Raw genomic sequence first — 17,972 nt, 5'->3', positions numbered from 1 at the left:
AAGGGAGCATTACGTCATGGTGGCAGCACCTACCAGTGTCGCTGAGCTGAAGCTCGGCACAGACTGTGTCGTCGCCGACATCCAACAGGCCGACTTCGGCCGCAAGGAGCTCGATATCGCAGAAACCGAAATGCCCGGTTTGATGGCACTACGGGAGAAGTTCGGCAGCGACAAGCCTCTGAAGGGGGCCCGCATCGCAGGCTCGCTGCACATGACGATCCAGACCGCTGTTCTGATCGAGACCCTGGTGGAGCTTGGCGCTGAGGTGCGTTGGGCGTCTTGCAACATCTTTTCAACGCAAGACCACGCTGCGGCAGCGATCGCAGCCCGAGGCATCCCTGTGTTTGCCGTAAAGGGAGAAACCCTTGAGGAGTACTGGGACTACACCCACCGCATCCTCGAATGGAGCGATGGTGGTTCACCAAACATGATCCTCGACGACGGTGGTGATGCCACCGGTCTGGTGATGCTGGGCAGCAAGGCGGAACAGGACATTTCCGTGCTGGACAACCCTGGCAACGAGGAGGAGACCTTCCTGTTTGCTTCGATCAAGAAGAAGCTGGCCCGAGATTCGTCCTTTTATTCACGCATCAAGGCGCAGATTCAGGGTGTAACAGAGGAGACCACCACCGGAGTGGCCCGCCTCTACAAGATGCAGAAGAGCGGTGAGCTTCCTTTCCCCGCCATTAACGTCAACGATTCCGTCACCAAGAGCAAGTTCGACAACCTCTACGGCTGCCGAGAGTCCCTGGTGGACAGCATCAAGCGTGCCACCGACGTGATGGTGGCCGGCAAGCAGGCTCTCGTGATCGGTTATGGGGATGTGGGCAAGGGTTCAGCCCAGTCCCTGCGCGGTCTTGGTGCCACCGTCTGCATCGCTGAGGTTGATCCGATCTGTGCCCTTCAGGCTGCGATGGAGGGATATCGCGTCGTCCGTCTGGAGGATGTGGTTGAGGAGATGGATATCTTTGTGACCGCCACTGGCAATTACCAGGTGATTCGCAACGAGCACCTGGTGAAGATGAAGGATGAGGCGATCGTCTGCAACATCGGCCACTTCGACAACGAAATCGATGTCGCCTCCCTCAAGAACTATGAGTGGGAGAACATCAAGCCCCAGGTCGACCACATCACCCTGCCCAGCGGCAATCGGATCATCCTTTTGGCTGAGGGTCGTCTGGTGAACCTGGGCTGCGCCACAGGCCACCCAAGTTTCGTGATGAGCAACTCGTTCACCAACCAGGTGCTGGCACAGATCGAGCTGTTCACGAAGGGCGGCGAGTATGGCAAGGAGGTGTATGTGCTTCCCAAGCACCTCGATGAGATGGTGGCCCGCCTCCACCTCGGCCGAATCGGAGCCAAGCTTACCGAGCTCAGCAAAGATCAAGCCGATTACATCAACGTGCCTGTCGAGGGTCCGTTCAAGCCCGACCACTACCGCTACTGATCGATCTGATCTCCGTCGCCCCAGCGTTCCCATGGAAGACTTGCGCGGTCTCTCGCTGGGCTCCATGGGGCTTTCTGAACTTGTCACCCAGCTGCCAGAGCTAATCGGGCAGGCCGTGGAGGCCAACCAATGGCTTGGGTACATCGCCATCTTCGCGGCGATGTTTCTGGAGAATCTGTTCCCGCCCATCCCTTCAGAGCTGATTATGCCTCTGGGTGGCTTTTACGTGCACCAGGGGCAGCTCGAACTAGTTCCTGTGGTGATGGCTGGTCTGCTCGGTACCGTTCTCGGTGCTTTTCCCTGGTACGGCATCGGTCGGTTAATCAATGAAGAGCGCATCGAGCACTGGCTGGAACGCCACGGGCGTTGGATCGGCATCAGTGCCCAGGAGCTGGCCCGCAGCCGTCGCTGGTTCAATAGATACGGCACCGCCCTGGTGTTCTGGGGACGGCTCGTGCCCGGGATCCGCACCTTGATCTCCGTACCGGCTGGGATCGAGATGATGCCCCTCGCGCCGTTTCTGATCTGGACAACGGCGGGAAGCCTGATCTGGACAGCGCTGTTAACGGTGGCGGGGATGGTGCTCGGCGAGGGCTACAGCAACGTTGAGGTTTGGATCGACCCGGTCTCCAAGGTGATCAAGGTCGTGCTTGTGGTGGTTGTCTTGGCTGGCGGAATCTGGCTTGGCATGCGGATCTGTCGCCGGCGTCAGTCATCGGACTGAACGCCGGCACCACCTGCTTCAATCAGCGCTTGATCAGAAGGGGATCTCCTCATCGGAGGCCTGCCCACCGCCGAAGTTGCCAGCTGCAGCTTCGTTGTCCCGTTTGGAGCCCAACAGCTCCAGGCGGTCAACACGCACCACGGGTTTGCTGCGCTCCTCGCCGCTGTTGCGATCAGTCCAGCGATCGAGTTTGAAGCTTCCGATGATCCCCAGCAGGGATCCTTTCTTGACGTAGTCCGCCGCGACCTGGGCTTGTTTCCCCCAGATCTCGAGATTGAACCAATCGGGTTCATCGTCACGGCTGCGACGGTTCACGGCCATGGTGAGGTTGGCGACCACGCTGCCGGATTCGAAGTAACGAACTTCAGGATCACGGCCGGCACGGCCGACGAGGGTGACGGAATTCACTCCCATGAATGAATGGCTCCTGGTTTTGAGGGTCATGATGCGCCACGGTTGATGTGGCTGCTTTCAAGGAGTTCCACCATCCCGGTCGGTTGTATCAGGACGATTCAGAGAACGCCTTTAAACTTCGTCGATCTGATCAGGTGTCTGTGTTCCTCCGTCGCTTTCAGCTGTCACGAGACATCGGCATCGATCTGGGCACAGCCAACACTCTGATCTACGTCTCCGGACGCGGAATCGTGATGCAGGAGCCCTCGGTTGTGGCACTCGATCTCGATCGCGGTGTGACGCTGGCCGTAGGCGATGAGGCGAAGTTGATGCTGGGGCGTACCCCGGGCAACATTCGGGCGGTGCGTCCTCTGCGTGATGGGGTGATCGCAGATTTCGACGCGGCTGAGCAGATGCTGAAAACCTTCATCAACAAGGGCAATGAAGGCCGGGGGATCATGGCTCCTCGCCTGGTTGTCGGCATTCCAAGTGGTGTGACCGGTGTGGAACGCCGGGCGGTGCGTGAGGCCGGAATGGTTGGCGCTCGCGAGGTGCATTTGATTGATGAGCCCGTGGCCGCTGCAATCGGTGCCGGTCTGCCCGTCACCGAGCCTGTGGGCACGATGATTGTCGATATCGGTGGTGGCACCACGGAGGTGGCGGTGCTCAGCCTGGGCGGCACTGTGCTGAGTGAATCGGTCCGGGTCGCTGGTGATGAGATCAGCGATGCGATTGGTGTTTACCTGAAAAAAGTCCACAACATGGTGGTTGGTGAACGTACAGCTGAAGACATCAAGATCCGCATTGGCTCGGCCTTCCCTGATGACGAGTTCGACCAGCAATCCATGGACGTGCGGGGTCTGCATCTGCTCTCCGGTCTGCCGCGCACCATCAACCTCAAGGCGGGGGATCTGCGAGAGGCGATCGCTGAACCGCTCAAAGTGATTGTTGAAGCGGTCAAACGCACCCTCGAGCGCACGCCACCCGAACTAGCAGCCGACATCGTTGACCGCGGCATCATGCTGGCGGGTGGGGGTGCCCTCGTTCGCGGGATCAGTGACCTGATTAGCCATGAAACAGGAATTTTCGTGCATGTGGCTGAGGATCCTCTCCTTTGTGTTGTGAACGGCTGCGGTCAGGTGCTGGAGGACTGGAAGCGCCTGCAACGGGTTGTGGATACCCCTGAATTCGTCCGCTCAGCCGTCAGCGCCTGAGCGTGGGTCCGACCCAATGGCCCGGCAACAGCCGATGGCGCCGTTTCGGCCGGCTTTGGCCATGGCTGGCGCTGATGTCGATTCTCCTCCTGGTGCGCCTCAGCAAGGGAGCCGGATTTGCAGACGCTTATTCCCTTCTGAGCCGGCCGTTCTGGCCAGGTTCAGCCCAACGGGAATGGCTTGATGCGGCGGTAGATCTGGAGCAGCTGGCCAAGTTGAAGCTGCTCGAGGATGACAATCGCCGGCTACGGGGCCTTGTAGGTCTGCAGAACAACGGTGAGGGGGATGGGCAGGTGTCTGCGGCGGTGATCTCCCGCACAACCCGGGGTTGGTGGCAGCAGATGGAACTGGGCAAGGGTGCTCTGCAGGGCCTCTCCGCTGGCGATGCGGTGCTTGGCCCCGGCGGTCTTGTCGGCCGGATTCAGAGCGTGACCCCTGCGACGAGCCGGGTGAAGTTGTTGACGGCGCCTGGAAATGAGATCGGTGTTTGGCTGCCGCGCACTCGCAGCCATGGCCTGCTGGTGGGTCTTGGCACCAGTCGGCCTCAGCTTCGCTTTATAGAAAAGGATCCCCAGGTCCGTCCTGGGGACATAGTGAGCACCTCACCTGCTAGCACGATGCTGCCAGCGAATGTTCCCGTGGGTGTGGTCCAGTCGGTGAATGAGCGGGCTGTACCGGCACCCCATGCAGTGGTCCAGCTGATTGCGGCGCCCGAAGCGATCGACTGGGTGCAGGTGCGCACGCGCTGACCATGGTTCGTCTTCATCGCCAGCCGATCTGTGTTGCCTCGGCTTTGGTGGTTCCGATCCTCACCTTGTCCAACCCTGCCTGGCTGGGTGTCTTGGGGGTGGGTCCGGCCTGGGCGGTGCTGTGGCTGCTGCCCTGGGCCTTGGTGGATGGACCAGTGTCTGGAGGGATTGCGGGTGTCGCCCTGGGTCTCCTGCTCGATGGGTTGACGTTGGGGGGGCCAAGTCAGGTGCCGGCTTTGTTGCTTCTCGGTTGGTGGTGGGGGCGCCTCGGTCGGCGGGCTCCGCCGATTCAGCGGAGCCTCAACCTTGGGCTTCTCTCCTGGATCGGCAGTGTCGGTCTGGGTCTCAGTCTGATCCTGCAGCTCTGGATTCAGAGTGGCGGGACACTGGACCCCTGGATGCGTGGCTGGGGTTTGCAGACCCTCTGGAGTCAGGCATTGATCACCGCCTTGCTTGCACCGATGCTCGTCTCGATTCAGTTGCTGTTTTGGCGGCGGAGGGCGCCGGGATGAGCAGCGTATGGACCCGCAGGCAGTTGCTCACCGCGTCAGGAGCATTTGCCCTTGCGGCATGCGCTCCCCGTGCCAGCGCTGACCGGCCTCTGGATCTCTGGACCTTGCAGCTCGCGCCCAAATTCAATCCTTATTTCGAAGAGCTGTTTTCGCGCTGGGATCGCCGCCATAAAAATCAGCCGGTGCGCTGGACCGATCTGCCCTGGGGCTCGGTGGAGCGCAAGCTCTTGGCGGCGGTGTTTGCCCGCACTGCTCCGGATGTGGTGAACCTGAATCCACCGTTCGCTGCCAACCTGGCGAGCAAAGGGGGGCTGACCGATCTCAACCCGCTTTTGCCAGACGGCGCGGAAGAGCTCTACTTGCCTTCGGTCTGGCAGGCCTGCAGGGATCCTGAGGCCGGACAGATTGCCCTGCCCTGGTATCTCACAGTGAGGCTCAGCCTGGTCAACCGGCAGTTGCTTGATCAGGCCGGCCTCGAGGCTCCACCACGGTTCTGGCATGAGGTGCCTGAATTCGCCCGCCGGATACGCGAGCGCACAGGACGTTATGGCCTCTTCACCACTGTGGTCCCGGACGATTCTGCTGAGATGCTCGAGACCATGGTGCAGATGGGGGTGACTCTCCTTGATCAACGCCGTCGTGCAGCTTTTGATGGTCCAGCCGGCCGGCGGGCCTTTCGCTTTTGGACGGACCTTTATCGGGGTGGATGGTTGCCCCGAGAGGTGGTGAGTCAGGGCCAGCGGCGGGCGATCGAACTCTTTCAGAGTGGCGAGCTCGCCTTGGCGGCCACAGGAGCGGAGTTCCTACGCAGCATTCAGACCAATGCTCCAGGTGTTGCAGCTGTGACTGAACCCCATCCACCGATCACCGGATCCGATGGAGTTGCCAATGTGGCGTTGATGACGTTGGCAGTTCCGCGCCAGAGCTCTCGTGCGGAGGCAGCTCTGGCTTTGGCGCTTTTCCTTACCGATGCCAGCAATCAGGCTCGATTCGCGACCGAGGCACGGGTGCTGCCATCGTCCAAGCAAGCCTTGCAACGGGTCCGCGAGGCCCTCGATCAGGAGCCGCCGATAACAGCTTTTGACGCGCAGATTCGAAGGGCGCGGCAGCTGTCAGCAACCACGCTCGAGCGTGGTCAGGTTTTGGTGCCCGCTTCACCAGGGATCAAACGGTTGCAGAAAATTATTTACACGCAGCTGCAACGAGCGATGCTCGGACAGGTGAGCAGTGATCAGGCCATTGAGAGTGCGGCCACAGACTGGAATCGTTACTCCAGATCGCGCTGGCCTTAACAGGGGGGCAATTCTTAAGACATTCGAAAAACGGGCTACTCAGAAGGGGCTTCTCGGCAAATCGTTCGTCCCGAACGGTAGGGTAACGAGCCATTGATAAGAAGTGGCTGATGTCGGGCGAAGAGCCCCTACAACAGAAAGCCACGATTCTCGTGGTCGATGACGAAGCTGCCGTCAGGCGGGTGCTTGTCATGCGGTTGCAGTTGTCTGGCTACAAGGTGATTTGTGCTGAGGATGGGGAGGAAGCTCTTGAGCTCTTCCACCGCGAATCTCCAGATTTGATCGTTCTCGACGTCATGCTTCCGAAGCTGGATGGTTTCGCTGTGTGCCGGCGACTTCGAGCTGAGTCCTGTATTCCGATTATTTTTCTTTCAGCGGTTGAAGCCATCTCTGAGCGGGTGGCCGGTCTTGATCTCGGGGCGGACGATTACCTTCCCAAACCCTTCAGTCCCAAAGAACTTGAAGCGCGAATTTCCACCATCCTGAGGCGTGTCGGGCGTGGTAACGCAGTGGTCGAGAACCGGGAGGTTCCGACAGGTCAAGGTGTTCTTTGCTTGGGAGATCTTGTTGTTGATACCAATCGCCGTCAGGTGAGTCGTGGTGGTGACCGCATCAACCTCACCTACACGGAATTCAGTTTGCTTGAGCTGTTGTTCCGCGACCCCGGTCACGTTGTCCCCCGTGCCGAGATTCTCGAACAGCTCTGGGGCTACCCACCACGACGGGCAGCTGATCTGCGGGTTGTCGATGTTTATGTGGCCAGACTCCGCGGAAAATTGGAGCCAGATCCCCGTAACCCTGAACTCATTCTCACGGTTCGAGGTATCGGATATTCCTCTCAGCGACTTGGTGAGGCAGCAACCGCCTGATCGGCGGGCGGGCAGGATGGCGCGCGTCTGCCCTTTCTCTTTTGTCTGAACTGCGCGACACCCGTCTCGAGAAAGCTGCTGCCTTGGAGGCGCTGGGCAAGCATCCATATGCCTTGCATTACAAGCCAAGTGACCGGATGGCGGCGTTGCAGCACCAGCACGCCGATCTGCCTAAGGGAGAAGAGCGTGATGTGGCCGTCTCGGTTGCTGGCCGGGTAATGACCCGTCGGGTGATGGGCAAACTCGCTTTCTTCACCCTGTCGGATGAGACCGGCACGATTCAGCTGTTTCTGGAAAAAGCAGGTCTGGAAGCGCGGCAGGAGGGAGCCTTCAAACAGATCACGTCACTGGTGGATGCAGGTGACTGGATCGGTGTGACCGGTGGTTTGCGTCGCACTGACCGGGGTGAGCTGTCGGTGAAGGTGTTGGATTGGACGATGCTCAGCAAGGCGTTGCAGCCCCTGCCGGACAAATGGCATGGCTTGGCGGATGTGGAAAAGCGTTATCGCCAGCGCTACCTCGATCTGATCGTCTCGCCGCAGTCCCGTGAAACCTTTCGCCGTCGCGCTCTGTTGGTGAGTGGCATCCGACGCTGGCTGGATGAGCGCCAGTTCCTGGAGATTGAAACCCCGGTGCTGCAAGCGGAAGCCGGTGGGGCAGACGCCAGGCCGTTCATCACGCACCACAACACCCTGGACTTACCGCTCTATTTGCGGATTGCCACCGAGTTGCACCTCAAGCGGCTCGTGGTGGGAGGCTTTGAGCGGGTTTACGAACTCGGCCGTATCTTTCGCAACGAAGGCGTCAGCACCCGTCACAATCCTGAGTTCACCTCGGTTGAGGTGTATCAGGCTTACGCCGACTACATCGACATGATGGATCTGACGGAGACGATGATTGCCTCCGTCTGTGAGCAGGTATGCGGTGGAACTCGCATCACCTATCAGGACACGGACATCGATCTGACCCCTCCATGGCGACGGGCGACGATGCATGAGCTGGTGGAGGAAGCCACAGGACTCGATTTTCAGCAGTTCGGCAGTCGGGATGAGGCGGCCGCGGCGATGCGGCAAGTGGGCCTTGAGGTTCCTGATGCCGCTGACAGCCTCGGTCGGCTGCTGAATGAAGCCTTTGAACAGAAGGTGGAGGCGGCGCTGATTCAGCCGACATTCGTGATCGATTACCCGATCGAAATTTCCCCCTTGGCGCGCAAACACAGGAGCAAGCCTGGGCTTGTGGAACGCTTTGAGTTGTTCATCGTCGGCCGTGAAACTGCCAATGCCTTCAGTGAGCTCATCGATCCGGTCGATCAGCGGGAACGGCTGGAAGCCCAGCAAGCACGAAAGGCTGCCGGTGATCTGGAAGCACAGGGACTGGATGAGGATTTCGTCAATGCGCTGGAAGTGGGCATGCCACCGACCGGCGGGCTTGGAATCGGGATCGATCGGCTGGTGATGTTGCTAACCGACAGCCCGTCAATCCGCGACGTGATCGCGTTTCCGCTGCTTCGTCCAGAGTCACGCGGAGAGGATGCCCCTTCAGTGGGATAATGAACGCAGTGGCATGGTCCAAACCTCATGAGTGGTGAGCGCGTAGGGTTTCGCTTCAAGCACGCTGACGCCGTGGTCAAGCGGAATCCCCAGGGTCGTTCCCGCCGTGGTTGGGTGATGGAGCCCGTTGAGCAGACCACCAGCCGCGGAACCAAGATGCCGGCCTACCGCATCCGTTGGAGAGACAGCGAACGACCCGAAATCGTTCTGCAGCACATGCTGATCGCTGATCCTGATCCAACGCCCCCCCCCGAAGGCGTCAGCCTCGAGCCCCCCGCTCCGAAGGCATGAAGGTGAAGGTCTGAACCATGGCTGATTCATTTGTTCAGACCGCTTTGACGTCTCAACTCCTCCAGTTCCTGCTCAGCTTCGAACATCGCCCAGTCCTGTTCGATTGAGGTGGGTCTGGAGGCTTTCTGCTGTTGATTGAGGGTTTCCAGCTGGCGGTCCACCTCCTCGAAACGGCGGCCAAGATCCTCCAGATCCCCCCAAAGGCTGCGTCCCTGCTCCATCAGTCCGCTCAGGTGGCGCTCGGCTTTGCTGGCGAGATCGCTGGCTCCAGCCTGTCTGGCCCGCATCGTGCGGTCGCGCCATCCGCGCACATCGGCGGCTAGGTCAAGAAGCTGGCGGCGTTGTTCCTCCGCTTCCTTCTGGAGTTGCTGCCGTTGGCGTTTGAGTGATGCGGCCCGGTCCTGTAGGTGCTGATCGCGGAACAGCTGATCCTGGATGGGGTTGTTGCGCAGGAACGCTGAGAGGCGTTGATCCAGCTCCCGTTCGAGTTGCTCGAGCCAGTTCATGGCTCATTCCCGGGCGTTGTGATCACAGGCTTCTCGATCTCCTTCAACAGAGGTTCAATCGCTGCCGTCTTGGAGTTCAGGATCATCTGGGTGAACTGGGCGGCCTTGACTTCTCCGATCTCGCCTTCCAACTGACCTAGCCGGTCGAAGGCATCCATGTAGAGGCTTTCTAAATCCTGGATCAGTTGTTCACGCTGAGTCTTGATCGCCTGCCGACGCGCGTCCTGTTTCATGCCGTTGGTGTTGTCCCACTTCAGTCTGACGGCTCCAGACAATGCAGAGACAGGTTGTCGTCGGAGTCATGCCAGCGCTGGCGGATGCTCCAGCCCGCCTGGGCGACCAGCTCCGCTGCCGCTTGTGGGCTGTATTTGACGCTGTGCTCCGTGATCAGGGTTTCCCCGCTCGCAAAGTGCCAACGGGTGTTGGCCAGTTGCAGTGTCTGGTCGCAGCGGCTGACCAGGGCCATCTCGATCCGTTGTTGGGCCTCCTGCCAGCTGGCGCGATAGGCAAATCGTTCCGGTTCGATGCTTCCCTGCAGATCCCTGTTGAGCCGATGCAAGAGATTGCGGGCAAAGGCGGCGGAGACTCCCGCGGCGTCGTCATAGGCGGCCTCGAGCTGGGCGGGATCTCTGGGTTGATCCAGGCCGAGCAACAACGGACCGCCATCAAGCAACTGACGGAATCGCGCCAGCACTGCCACGGCCTCCTTGGGCTGGAAGTTGCCGAGGGAACTGCCGGGAAAAAATCCGATGCGCCGTTGTCCCTCCAGCCAGGGATGGGTCGGCAAGCTCTGCAGGTTGCTGTGGTCGCAGCAAATTCCCAACATGTTGATCCCTGGATGGGCATCATCCAGGTCCTGCAGCGTGTTTTCAAGGGCGGAACGGCTGATCTCCAGGGCGATGAAGGCGCTGGGTTGGATCGTCTGCAGTAGGGGGGCCACTTTGCGGGTGTTGCCGATCCCGAATTCCACGATCACACCGCTGCCCAGCGACGTCGCGATTTCCTTGGCGCGTTCTTGCAGAAGGCTGATTTCGGTCCGGGTCAGGGTGTATTCAGGTTGTGCGCAGATTTCTTCAAACAGTTGCGACCCCGCTGCGTCGTAGAGCAACCAGGCAGGCAGTTGGCGGGGTGTCTTGCGCAGGCCTTCCTCCACCAGCTGCTGTAGATCGTCGGGCGTGGGATGGAGATCGATCAGATCCACACTCATCGCGCCAGTCTCAGTCCGGAGGCCATCCAGCGACTCGCCGGAGGGAAGAAGTTGCGGTAGGTGTTGCGGGCATGGCCCTCGGGGGTGAGCCAGCTGCTGCCCCGCAGCACCATCTGGGAACTCATGAATTTGCCGTTGTACTCACCGATCGCTCCGGCGGCCGGGCTGAAGCCTGGATAGGGCCGGTAGGGACTTGAGGTCCATTGCCAGAGCACGCCATGGGCGTGTTGGACGGAATCACCGTGCAGGGCGCAGGCCACCTCCCATTCCGCTTCGCTGGGCAGCCGGCTGCCGTGCCAGCGGGCATAGGCGTCCGCTTCAAACCAGCTCAGATGGCGGACCGGCGCGGTGGGATCGAGGGGTTGAAGGCCCGCCAGGGTGAATTCCAGTTCTCCGGGCCGCCAATAGCGTGGCGCGCTCCAACCCCCTTGTTGCACCAAGGCCCAGCCCTCGCTCATCCAGAGGTCTGGCCGTCGGTAGCCACCGTCGTGAATGAACGTCAGGTAATCGCCAACGCTGACGAGCTCACTGCTGAATGCGAATTGCTCCAGCCAGATCCGATGGCACGGGGCCTCGTTGTCGAAATGAAAGCTGCTGCCCTCGAATCCGATCTCCACAAGGCCGCCATCACAGCTCAACCACTGCGGAGACGTGGTGCGGGCTGTCAGATCCGCTGCCTGGTTGTAGATCGGAGCGAGGGGCTGTCGATGGAAGGCATCGAGAAGATCCATCAGTAGGAGTTCCTGGTGCTGTTGCTCGTGATGAAGCCCCAGTTCCACGAGCGGGAGTACATCAGGGGGCGGGTCGTTGAGGAGCAGCTGCAGCGCTGCATCCACATCGCGCCGCCAGCTCAGGACGTCTCGGATGGGAGGACGGCTGAGCAGGCCTCGCTCGGGCCTGGGATGACGGTCGCCGACGGCGTCGTAATAGGAATTGAACTGATAGCCCCAGCGCGGATCGCAGGCGCGATGGTTTGGTAGATGCGGTTGGAGAACGAAGGTCTCAAAGAACCACGTGGTGTGGGCCAAATGCCATTTCGGCGGACTAGCGTCCGCCATCCCTTGAAGACAAAGATCCTCGGGTTCAAGGGGAGCGATCAAAGCTTCTGTATGGGCTCGCACCGAGCGGAGGGATTGGCTGAGAAGCAGAGAGATCGGCACGGACGCTGGAGCCTGCGTCGATGAGGGTAAAGGCGTGGCATGGTCACTGCAGGACGCGGGAATTCCAGCCGTCGATAGCCGTCTTCGACCCATTGCTTCTCTCTAAACAGCCTCAAGGCCTTGGTCCGACGACCGAATTGGCAGGGAGAAAAACCTGAAAACCGCCGGTACGATCAGCCCGTCTGAGTCGCGCCGTCTGTGACTGAATCCAGCGTCGCAGAAGCAGGCATCGTCTTGGTTGATCGCTACCGGCTGGAGGAGCGTCTCTCCGAGCCTGATGCCGTTCAGGGTTGCCTCTGGCGAGGAGTCGATTGTCTAGCGGGCGAAACCCCTTTGGTGATTCGCCAGATCAGCGCTGACGATCCATCTGCGCGGATCCGACGGCTTTGGCCGGTGTTGCAGTCCTTGCTGCACTCCCAGCTGCCTCGGTTCGGCGAGTTGTTCGATGCTGAGGGCTCGCTCTGGACGGTGCGTGATTGGCAGGAGGGCAGCGGTTTCGATCGGATCTTGCAGCAACGCATAGAGCGTCAGCTGGTTTTCGGGGCTGGTGAAGTGCTGTTGTTGCTGCGCCAGATCCTGCCGGTGCTGGCGATGGTTCACGGCCGTGGCGTTGTGCACGGTGATATCAATCCGCGCAATCTGCTCCGCCGGGATGTGGATGGTCTTCCGGTGCTCTTGGATTTTGGTCTGATCCAGGCGATCGGTGATGCTCCCTTGGCGGGAGCCACAGCCGGTTACGCCCCGCGGTCACAGGGACGCCAGGATGCGGCTGCTACCTGGATGGATTTGCATGGCTTGGGTGTGACCGCCCTCGTGCTCCTGTCCGGGAAGACAGCTGAGGGACTGATAGACGTCAGTGGTGCTGACTGGCTCTGGCCCGAAGGTCTGGAACTCGATCCAGCGTTCAGGGCCGTGCTCGAGCGTCTGATCAGTGAGTCCTCTGGACAACGCTTTGAAACGGCTGCAGAGGTGCTCAAAGCTCTGGAAGCGGTGTCAATGCCTGATACAACCGGGCCGACGGCGCGATCGGATCGGACGGTTGTGCTTGCGCCGATTGCCCTTGATTTGCCGAGTGTCCAGGTCCCAGCTCCGCCGCCGTCCCCGGCGGATGCTCCGGAGCTGGAGGTTCCGCAACGCCGGCGCAACCGCGCTGAGGAACGCGAGAAAGGAGCGGAAGGTCGGCTTTGGCCCGTCGTGGCTGCATTGGCTCTGTCGGCTTTGTGTGGCACTGCCATCGGCTGGTATCTGCTGTCCAGGGATGCCTCCCGTGGTGCAGCGCCGTCTACGAATAGGGATGTGGTGGGCCGTATGCCCGCTGTCAGTCTTCCTCCGGCGGAGGTGGATGAACGGCAGCAGCTGCTCAGTCGTCTGCGGGCTTTGCAGGTGGACCGCAGTTGGTTCTTGAAGTTGGTGGACAGCAGCCTGCTCAGTCGTTTCCCTGAGCGCGGTGGCCGGCTCCCCACCGATTCCCTCGACGATGCGCCCTTGCGTCGGGTCTGGAACGAGCTGGCGGAGGAATGGATGGCCCGCATCGAACAGCTGCCACCAATGATGCGATCCCAGCTTGGCCAGTTGCAGGAGGCCGATTGGCTCCAGCAGCAGCAGTCCCTCGTGGAACAGGGTGTGCATGCGCGGGTCGTGGAGCAGTTGGTGAGCGCCGGTGCACGCAATCTGCTGCTAGGAGATGCGCAGGGTCGGATCCCTGAGGAGCCCTACCGGCAGCTCTGGTATGCCGCGGCAATGCAGAGTCTTGCGGATGTGACGATTCAGTCGGTCACCGCCAAGTCGCAGCAACCCACCACACTCTCTGTCCGGGTTCCGCCTGGGGGCGCGCGTCTGATGTCGGTGCTTGTGCCGCGTGGCCTGGGCCTTGTCCTCGGCATCAACGGCACACCGTTGATGCAGATGACCGTATTCAGGTCGGACGGTCAGGTGGAGAAGGAGCGTGGTCCCCTGCGAGTGGTCCAGCTGTCGGCAGCAGCTGGATCGCCCGTTCAGGTGATGGTCACGAATGAAGGCGTGGCCTCTGGGCTGCTCACCATGTCCTGCCGTGCGGATCGGATCGTCATTCCTTCATCCCCGTCGGTGATCCAGCCGATGCCAGCTCCAGTGCCTGGCTTGGTGCCGCGTCCCATGCCTCCTTCGTCAACGAATCCGGAACTGGATCCGAATCCAATCCCTGATTCTGCAACCGGGGACCTGATGGAACCTGAATCGGACGTCCAGGATCTCGCTCCTGCGGAGGATCCATGGTTGATCGATGACTCGGTTGTTAATGAGGACTGACTAGTAGCGGGCCATCGCGGCCTTCACTTCGTTTTTGGCTTGTTTTTCCTTCTCTGCGGCACGTTTGTCATGGAGCTTCCTGCCTTTCCCAAGGCCAATGGTGAGTTTGATCCAGGATCCCTTTAAGTGAAGGTTCAGCGGGACAAGGGTCAGACCTTTTTGGTCGAGCTGGCCTCGAAGTTTGTCAATTTCGCGCCGATGGGCCAAGAGTTTGCGCGTTCGCAGCGGATCGTGATTGAAATAGCCGCTGGCATGGGTGTGGGGAGAGATATGCACGTTGTGCAGCTGTAATTCACCGCTGCGGATGAGGCAGAAACCGTCGCGCAGGTTGGCTTTACCAGCCCGGATGGATTTCACCTCAGTGCCCACCAATTCGATGCCGGTTTCCAGGGTTTCGAGGATCTCGTATTGGTGTCTGGCCTGGCGATTGTCCGCCAGCAGTCGGTTGGCGGCAGCCCTGGCTGCCGCAGCGGCTTTCTTTCCCCTTTTGCCCATGACAACGCCCGCGTCTTCCGACCCTATCCAGGTCTGGGTACCCTTCCCGCATGGCGATTGTTTCTTCCGGCGCTGGCCGCAACACTCCCCGCCGGCAACCCGCCGCAACGCCGCTGCTGGATGCGCAGCAAGCTCCGGACGAAACTGCGGCGCGGCCTGAAGATGGTCTGCGACCGAAGCGGCTGAAGGATTACTTCGGTCAGAGCGAGCTGAAGCAGGTTCTCGGGATTGCCGTGAAGGCCGCTCTCAGCCGTGGTGATGCCCTGGACCATGTCCTCCTTTACGGGCCGCCTGGTCTGGGGAAGACCACCATGGCCTTGGTGCTGGCCGAGGAGTTGGGGGTGTCTTGCCGGATTACCAGTGCACCGGCTTTGGAGCGGCCTCGCGACATCGTTGGCCTGCTGATGAACCTGCAGCCCCGTGATCTGTTATTCATCGATGAGATCCATCGTCTGACAAGGGTGGCGGAGGAATTGCTCTACCCCGCCATGGAGGATCGACGTCTGGACCTCACTGTGGGCAAGGGCAGCACCGCTCGCACCCGTTCGCTCGAGCTGCCGCCGTTCACCCTCGTGGGCGCCACGACCCGTGCTGGTTCGCTCAGTTCCCCCCTTCGCGATCGGTTTGGCTTGATTCAACGTCTGGAGTTTTACGGCCAGGACGATCTCGAATCAATCGTCGCGCGCACGGCCGGCTTGCTTGGCATCGGTCTCTTGCCGGCTGCCTGTACCCAGATTGCAGGCTGCTGTCGTGGCACCCCTCGGATTGCCAATCGGTTGCTGCGGCGCGTTCGGGATGTGGCCAGCGTGCAGGGAGCCACGGAGTCGATCGATGCATTGCTTGTGGCAGACGCGTTGCGTCTGCATCGCGTGGATCATCGCGGTTTGGATGCCAGCGATCGCCGCTTGCTTGCTTTACTTCTGGACCAGTACGGCGGTGGCCCGGTTGGCCTCGATACCCTTGCGGCAGCACTTGGGGATGATCCTGCCACCCTTGAAGCGGTCGTTGAGCCTTTTCTGCTGCAGCAGGGTTTCCTGATGCGAACTCCGCGCGGTCGTGTCGTCACCCAGGCCGGGAGAGATCATCTCCAAGCTGATCTGGCGGCATGATTCGAATCTTTGTCTTGCTGGCGCTGGTTTTGCAGGTGACCTGGCCCATTGAGGCCTGGGCTGCGTCGAGCACTCAACAGTTGTATGAGCAGGCCCTGACTGCGAGTCGGACTGGAGATTTCGAGCAGGCTTTGCCGCTCTGGGATCAGGTGCTGACACTTCAACCAAAGGATGCCGCTGCGCTCAGCAACCGTGGAAACGTGCGTCTCGCTCTTGGTGATCCGGATGGAGCGATCGCTGATCAGACCCGGGCCATGGCCTTGGCTCCCGACGAAGCTGATCCCCATCTCAACCGCGGCACCGCGGAAGAGGCTTTGCAGGATTGGCAGGCCGCGGCGGAGGATTATCTCTGGATATTGGAGCGCGATCCCAGTGACGCCGCAGCTTTGTACAACCTCGGGAACGTGAGGGGATCGGAAGACAACTGGTCCGAGGCTCGGCGTTTGTTTGGAGAAGCGTTTCTGGTGCAGCCTGGCTTCGCGATGGCCCGCTCCAGTGAGGCGCTGGCGGCCTGGCAGGTGGGCGACCTTGGCTTGGCGGAGGCTGAGCTGCGCAAGCTGATTCGCCGCTACCCGATGTTTGCTGATGCCAGGGCAGCGCTCAGTGGGTTGCTTTGGCGACGCGGGATGTCTGGAGAGGCCGAAAGCCATTGGGCAGCTGCTGCTGGCCTTGATCAGCGTTATCGACAGCTCGATTGGTTGCGGGAGATCCGTCGTTGGCCGCCTCAGCCAGCGGAGGACCTGATGGCCTTCCTGGCTCTGACGCCAAGATGAATGGCCGCGAACTGCTGGATCAGGCCTTGCCTGAGCTGATTGACTTGCGACGTCATCTTCATGCCCACCCTGAGCTGAGCGGGGAGGAACATCAGACCGCAGCGCTTGTTTCAGGGGAGTTACGGCGGATCGGTTGGCGGGTCCAGGAAGGAGTCGGGCATACCGGGGTGGTAGCGGAGTGCGGCCCTGAGGACGCCCCGCTGGTTGGCTTGCGGGTGGATATGGATGCTCTTCCGGTCGAGGAGCAGACCGGCCTGCCCTATGCCTCCAGGCGCCTGGGAGTGATGCATGCCTGTGGCCACGACATCCACACCTGCATCGGCCTGGGTGTGGCGCGTTTGCTGGCCGCTGAAGCCAGCCTGCCCGCTCGAGTCCGCTTGCTGTTTCAGCCGGCGGAGGAGCTGGCCAAAGGGGCGATCTGGATGCGGGATGCAGGGGCGACCGCTGGCCTGGAGGCCCTGTTTGGGGTCCATGTGGTCCCCGATCTCGAGGGTGGGGTGATCGGTGTGCGCAGTGGATGTCTCACGGCCGCTGCCGGGGAACTCGAGATCACGGTTCGCGGGGTGGGCGGGCATGGCGCCAGGCCCCATCAGGCCGTGGATGCGATCTGGATGGCGGCTCGGGTGGTCACGGATCTGCAGCAGTCCATCGCCCGTCGCCTTAATGCGCTCGATCCGGTGGTGATCAGTTTCGGCAAGATTGAAGGGGGGAAAGCGTTCAATGTGATTGCTGATCAGGTGCGTCTGCTCGGGACAGTGCGCTGTGTTGATCTCGCCCTCCATGATCGACTGCCGGCTTGGATCGAGTCCACGGTGTCTGACCTGTGCAGGAGTGCTGGTGGCAGTGCGACGGTGCGATACCGGTGCATTGCACCGCCGGTGGTTAATGATCCTGAGCTCACAGCACTGCTTGAGCGAACGGCCAGGTCCTGTCTTGGCGAAGAGAGGGTGCAACCGGTTCGCCAGCCTTCCCTGGGGGCGGAGGACTTCGCAGAGCTGCTGCGCGATGTGCCGGGCACGATGATGCGATTGGGTGTGGCGGGGCCAGAGGGATGCGCCCCTTTGCATAACGGTCGCTTTGAGCCTGACGAACAGGCTCTGGGGGCCGGAATCGAGGTGCTCAGCGCCACCCTCCTGGCCTGGATGCATGAGCGGTGCGGCGGATGAGACGGCAGGTTCAGATCTGGCTGTCCTTTGGAGCACCTCTGTTGGTTCTGCTCGCGCTTTTGGTGGCGCAGCATCGTCAGGGCAGCGACAAGGTGCAGGCTCTTCCAGCTGTGCTTGTCGGGTCTGGATTGATCGTCAGCAGTGCGGTCGGTCGCCGCCGCCGTCGTGGACGGTTGCTCGAGGCGCTGTCTCGGAGTCGTGCCGCTAAGGCTGAGCACTGAAAGGCTGA

The 17,972-nt window shown here is 60.9% G+C and carries 20 protein-coding genes; 14 read left to right on the top strand and 6 right to left on the bottom strand.

Annotated elements, in window-relative coordinates:
• Positions 1-16: 16 nt before the first annotated feature.
• Both ahcY and SIB64_RS00940 read left to right on the top strand, forming a co-directional pair.
• Positions 17-1,447, top strand: a complete 1,431-nt coding sequence (gene ahcY, locus SIB64_RS00945; protein WP_413441476.1) for an adenosylhomocysteinase — start codon at positions 17-19, stop codon at positions 1,445-1,447.
• Between the two features lie 64 nt (positions 1,448-1,511).
• Positions 1,512-2,171, top strand: a complete 660-nt coding sequence (locus tag SIB64_RS00940) for a DedA family protein (protein WP_413442812.1) — start codon at positions 1,512-1,514, stop codon at positions 2,169-2,171.
• A gap of 33 nt (positions 2,172-2,204) precedes the next feature.
• Here SIB64_RS00940 and SIB64_RS00935 read toward each other — a convergent pair whose 3' ends face one another.
• Positions 2,205-2,585: a single-stranded DNA-binding protein gene (locus SIB64_RS00935; RefSeq protein ID WP_413442811.1), complete on the bottom strand. Its 381-nt coding sequence runs from the start codon at positions 2,583-2,585 to the stop codon at positions 2,205-2,207.
• Positions 2,586-2,725: 140 nt separating this feature from the next.
• Between SIB64_RS00935 and SIB64_RS00930 the strand changes: the two genes are divergently transcribed.
• The 7 genes from SIB64_RS00930 (at position 2,726) to SIB64_RS00900 (ending at position 9,041) form a co-directional block, all read left to right on the top strand.
• Positions 2,726-3,778, top strand: coding sequence for a rod shape-determining protein (locus tag SIB64_RS00930; RefSeq protein ID WP_413442810.1), 1,053 nt, complete (start codon positions 2,726-2,728; stop codon positions 3,776-3,778).
• Positions 3,779-3,780: 2 nt separating this feature from the next.
• Complete coding sequence (mreC, locus tag SIB64_RS00925) at positions 3,781-4,527, top strand: rod shape-determining protein MreC (RefSeq protein WP_413441475.1); 747 nt, start codon at positions 3,781-3,783, stop codon at positions 4,525-4,527.
• Positions 4,528-4,529: 2 nt separating this feature from the next.
• Positions 4,530-5,039 carry a rod shape-determining protein MreD gene (locus SIB64_RS00920; RefSeq protein ID WP_413441474.1) on the top strand — a complete coding sequence of 170 codons (510 nt, stop codon included), beginning with the start codon at positions 4,530-4,532 and terminating at the stop codon, positions 5,037-5,039.
• Positions 5,036-6,331 carry an ABC transporter substrate-binding protein gene (locus SIB64_RS00915; RefSeq protein ID WP_413441473.1) on the top strand — a complete coding sequence of 432 codons (1,296 nt, stop codon included), beginning with the start codon at positions 5,036-5,038 and terminating at the stop codon, positions 6,329-6,331. The genes SIB64_RS00920 and SIB64_RS00915 overlap by 4 nt, the downstream gene beginning before the upstream one ends.
• A gap of 110 nt (positions 6,332-6,441) precedes the next feature.
• A complete protein-coding gene (rpaB, locus tag SIB64_RS00910) occupies positions 6,442-7,200 on the top strand; it encodes a response regulator transcription factor RpaB (protein ID WP_413441472.1) in 759 nt (252 codons plus the stop codon).
• A 41-nt stretch (positions 7,201-7,241) separates the two neighbouring features.
• Entirely contained in the window at positions 7,242-8,750 is a 1,509-nt protein-coding gene (lysS, locus tag SIB64_RS00905; RefSeq protein ID WP_413441471.1) for a lysine--tRNA ligase, read from the top strand.
• A gap of 27 nt (positions 8,751-8,777) precedes the next feature.
• On the top strand, positions 8,778-9,041 hold the full coding sequence (locus tag SIB64_RS00900) for a hypothetical protein (protein WP_006851112.1): 264 nt from the start codon (positions 8,778-8,780) through the stop codon (positions 9,039-9,041).
• Between the two features lie 26 nt (positions 9,042-9,067).
• Here the strand turns inward: SIB64_RS00900 and SIB64_RS00895 are convergent, their stop codons facing one another.
• The 4 genes from SIB64_RS00895 to egtB are packed head-to-tail and all read right to left on the bottom strand — an operon-like array spanning position 9,068 to position 11,914.
• Positions 9,068-9,547: a hercynine metabolism protein gene (locus SIB64_RS00895; protein ID WP_413441470.1), complete on the bottom strand. Its 480-nt coding sequence runs from the start codon at positions 9,545-9,547 to the stop codon at positions 9,068-9,070.
• On the bottom strand, positions 9,544-9,780 hold the full coding sequence (locus SIB64_RS00890) for a hercynine metabolism small protein (protein ID WP_413441469.1): 237 nt from the start codon (positions 9,778-9,780) through the stop codon (positions 9,544-9,546). The genes SIB64_RS00895 and SIB64_RS00890 overlap by 4 nt, the downstream gene beginning before the upstream one ends.
• Positions 9,781-9,800: 20 nt before the next feature.
• Positions 9,801-10,754: an L-histidine N(alpha)-methyltransferase gene (gene egtD, locus SIB64_RS00885; RefSeq protein WP_413441468.1), complete on the bottom strand. Its 954-nt coding sequence runs from the start codon at positions 10,752-10,754 to the stop codon at positions 9,801-9,803.
• Positions 10,751-11,914, bottom strand: a complete 1,164-nt coding sequence (gene egtB, locus SIB64_RS00880) for an ergothioneine biosynthesis protein EgtB (protein ID WP_413441467.1) — start codon at positions 11,912-11,914, stop codon at positions 10,751-10,753. Before egtB ends, egtD begins: the two co-directional genes overlap by 4 nt.
• Positions 11,915-12,112: 198 nt before the next feature.
• Between egtB and SIB64_RS00875 the strand changes: the two genes are divergently transcribed.
• Positions 12,113-14,200 carry a serine/threonine protein kinase gene (locus tag SIB64_RS00875; RefSeq protein ID WP_413441466.1) on the top strand — a complete coding sequence of 696 codons (2,088 nt, stop codon included), beginning with the start codon at positions 12,113-12,115 and terminating at the stop codon, positions 14,198-14,200.
• Here the strand turns inward: SIB64_RS00875 and smpB are convergent, their stop codons facing one another.
• Positions 14,201-14,695, bottom strand: coding sequence for an SsrA-binding protein SmpB (gene smpB, locus SIB64_RS00870; protein WP_413441465.1), 495 nt, complete (start codon positions 14,693-14,695; stop codon positions 14,201-14,203). It abuts the gene before it with no gap.
• 50 nt (positions 14,696-14,745) lie between these two features.
• Between smpB and ruvB the strand changes: the two genes are divergently transcribed.
• Genes ruvB through SIB64_RS00850 form a run of 4 tightly spaced genes read left to right on the top strand, consistent with a single transcriptional unit; the run spans position 14,746 to position 17,964 of the window.
• Positions 14,746-15,804 (top strand): Holliday junction branch migration DNA helicase RuvB, encoded by a 1,059-nt coding sequence (ruvB, locus tag SIB64_RS00865; RefSeq protein ID WP_413441464.1) that lies wholly within the window; start codon positions 14,746-14,748, stop codon positions 15,802-15,804.
• Positions 15,801-16,577, top strand: coding sequence for a tetratricopeptide repeat protein (locus SIB64_RS00860; RefSeq protein WP_413441463.1), 777 nt, complete (start codon positions 15,801-15,803; stop codon positions 16,575-16,577). The genes ruvB and SIB64_RS00860 overlap by 4 nt, the downstream gene beginning before the upstream one ends.
• A complete protein-coding gene (locus SIB64_RS00855; RefSeq protein ID WP_413442809.1) occupies positions 16,574-17,743 on the top strand; it encodes an amidohydrolase in 1,170 nt (389 codons plus the stop codon). The genes SIB64_RS00860 and SIB64_RS00855 overlap by 4 nt, the downstream gene beginning before the upstream one ends.
• Positions 17,740-17,964 carry a DUF3188 domain-containing protein gene (locus SIB64_RS00850; RefSeq protein WP_413441462.1) on the top strand — a complete coding sequence of 75 codons (225 nt, stop codon included), beginning with the start codon at positions 17,740-17,742 and terminating at the stop codon, positions 17,962-17,964. The genes SIB64_RS00855 and SIB64_RS00850 overlap by 4 nt, the downstream gene beginning before the upstream one ends.
• Positions 17,965-17,972: the final 8 nt, after the last annotated feature.

The sequence above is a fragment of the Synechococcus sp. MIT S1220 genome (assembly GCF_047303025.1).
In the GTDB taxonomy this organism is placed as follows: domain Bacteria; phylum Cyanobacteriota; class Cyanobacteriia; order PCC-6307; family Cyanobiaceae; genus Parasynechococcus.
Note: the sequence above shows the minus strand (reverse complement) of the source record. Positions and strands in the feature narration are given on the sequence as shown.

Excerpts from the sequence above, each read along its gene's own strand:
- ahcY (WP_413441476.1), top strand. The coding sequence starts at position 17 with ATGGTGGCAGCACCTACCAGTGTCGCTGAGCTGAAGCTCGGCACAGAC.
- SIB64_RS00940 (WP_413442812.1), top strand. The coding sequence starts at position 1,512 with ATGGGGCTTTCTGAACTTGTCACCCAGCTGCCAGAGCTAATCGGGCAG.
- SIB64_RS00935 (WP_413442811.1), bottom strand. The coding sequence starts at position 2,585 with ATGGGAGTGAATTCCGTCACCCTCGTCGGCCGTGCCGGCCGTGATCCT.
- SIB64_RS00920 (WP_413441474.1), top strand. The coding sequence starts at position 4,530 with ATGGTTCGTCTTCATCGCCAGCCGATCTGTGTTGCCTCGGCTTTGGTG.
- SIB64_RS00915 (WP_413441473.1), top strand. The coding sequence starts at position 5,036 with ATGAGCAGCGTATGGACCCGCAGGCAGTTGCTCACCGCGTCAGGAGCA.
- rpaB (WP_413441472.1), top strand. The coding sequence starts at position 6,442 with ATGTCGGGCGAAGAGCCCCTACAACAGAAAGCCACGATTCTCGTGGTC.
- SIB64_RS00900 (WP_006851112.1), top strand. The coding sequence starts at position 8,778 with ATGAGTGGTGAGCGCGTAGGGTTTCGCTTCAAGCACGCTGACGCCGTG.
- SIB64_RS00895 (WP_413441470.1), bottom strand. The coding sequence starts at position 9,547 with ATGAACTGGCTCGAGCAACTCGAACGGGAGCTGGATCAACGCCTCTCA.
- SIB64_RS00890 (WP_413441469.1), bottom strand. The coding sequence starts at position 9,780 with ATGAAACAGGACGCGCGTCGGCAGGCGATCAAGACTCAGCGTGAACAA.
- egtD (WP_413441468.1), bottom strand. The coding sequence starts at position 10,754 with ATGAGTGTGGATCTGATCGATCTCCATCCCACGCCCGACGATCTACAG.
- smpB (WP_413441465.1), bottom strand. The coding sequence starts at position 14,695 with ATGGGCAAAAGGGGAAAGAAAGCCGCTGCGGCAGCCAGGGCTGCCGCC.
- ruvB (WP_413441464.1), top strand. The coding sequence starts at position 14,746 with ATGGCGATTGTTTCTTCCGGCGCTGGCCGCAACACTCCCCGCCGGCAA.
- SIB64_RS00860 (WP_413441463.1), top strand. The coding sequence starts at position 15,801 with ATGATTCGAATCTTTGTCTTGCTGGCGCTGGTTTTGCAGGTGACCTGG.
- SIB64_RS00855 (WP_413442809.1), top strand. The coding sequence starts at position 16,574 with ATGAATGGCCGCGAACTGCTGGATCAGGCCTTGCCTGAGCTGATTGAC.
- SIB64_RS00850 (WP_413441462.1), top strand. The coding sequence starts at position 17,740 with ATGAGACGGCAGGTTCAGATCTGGCTGTCCTTTGGAGCACCTCTGTTG.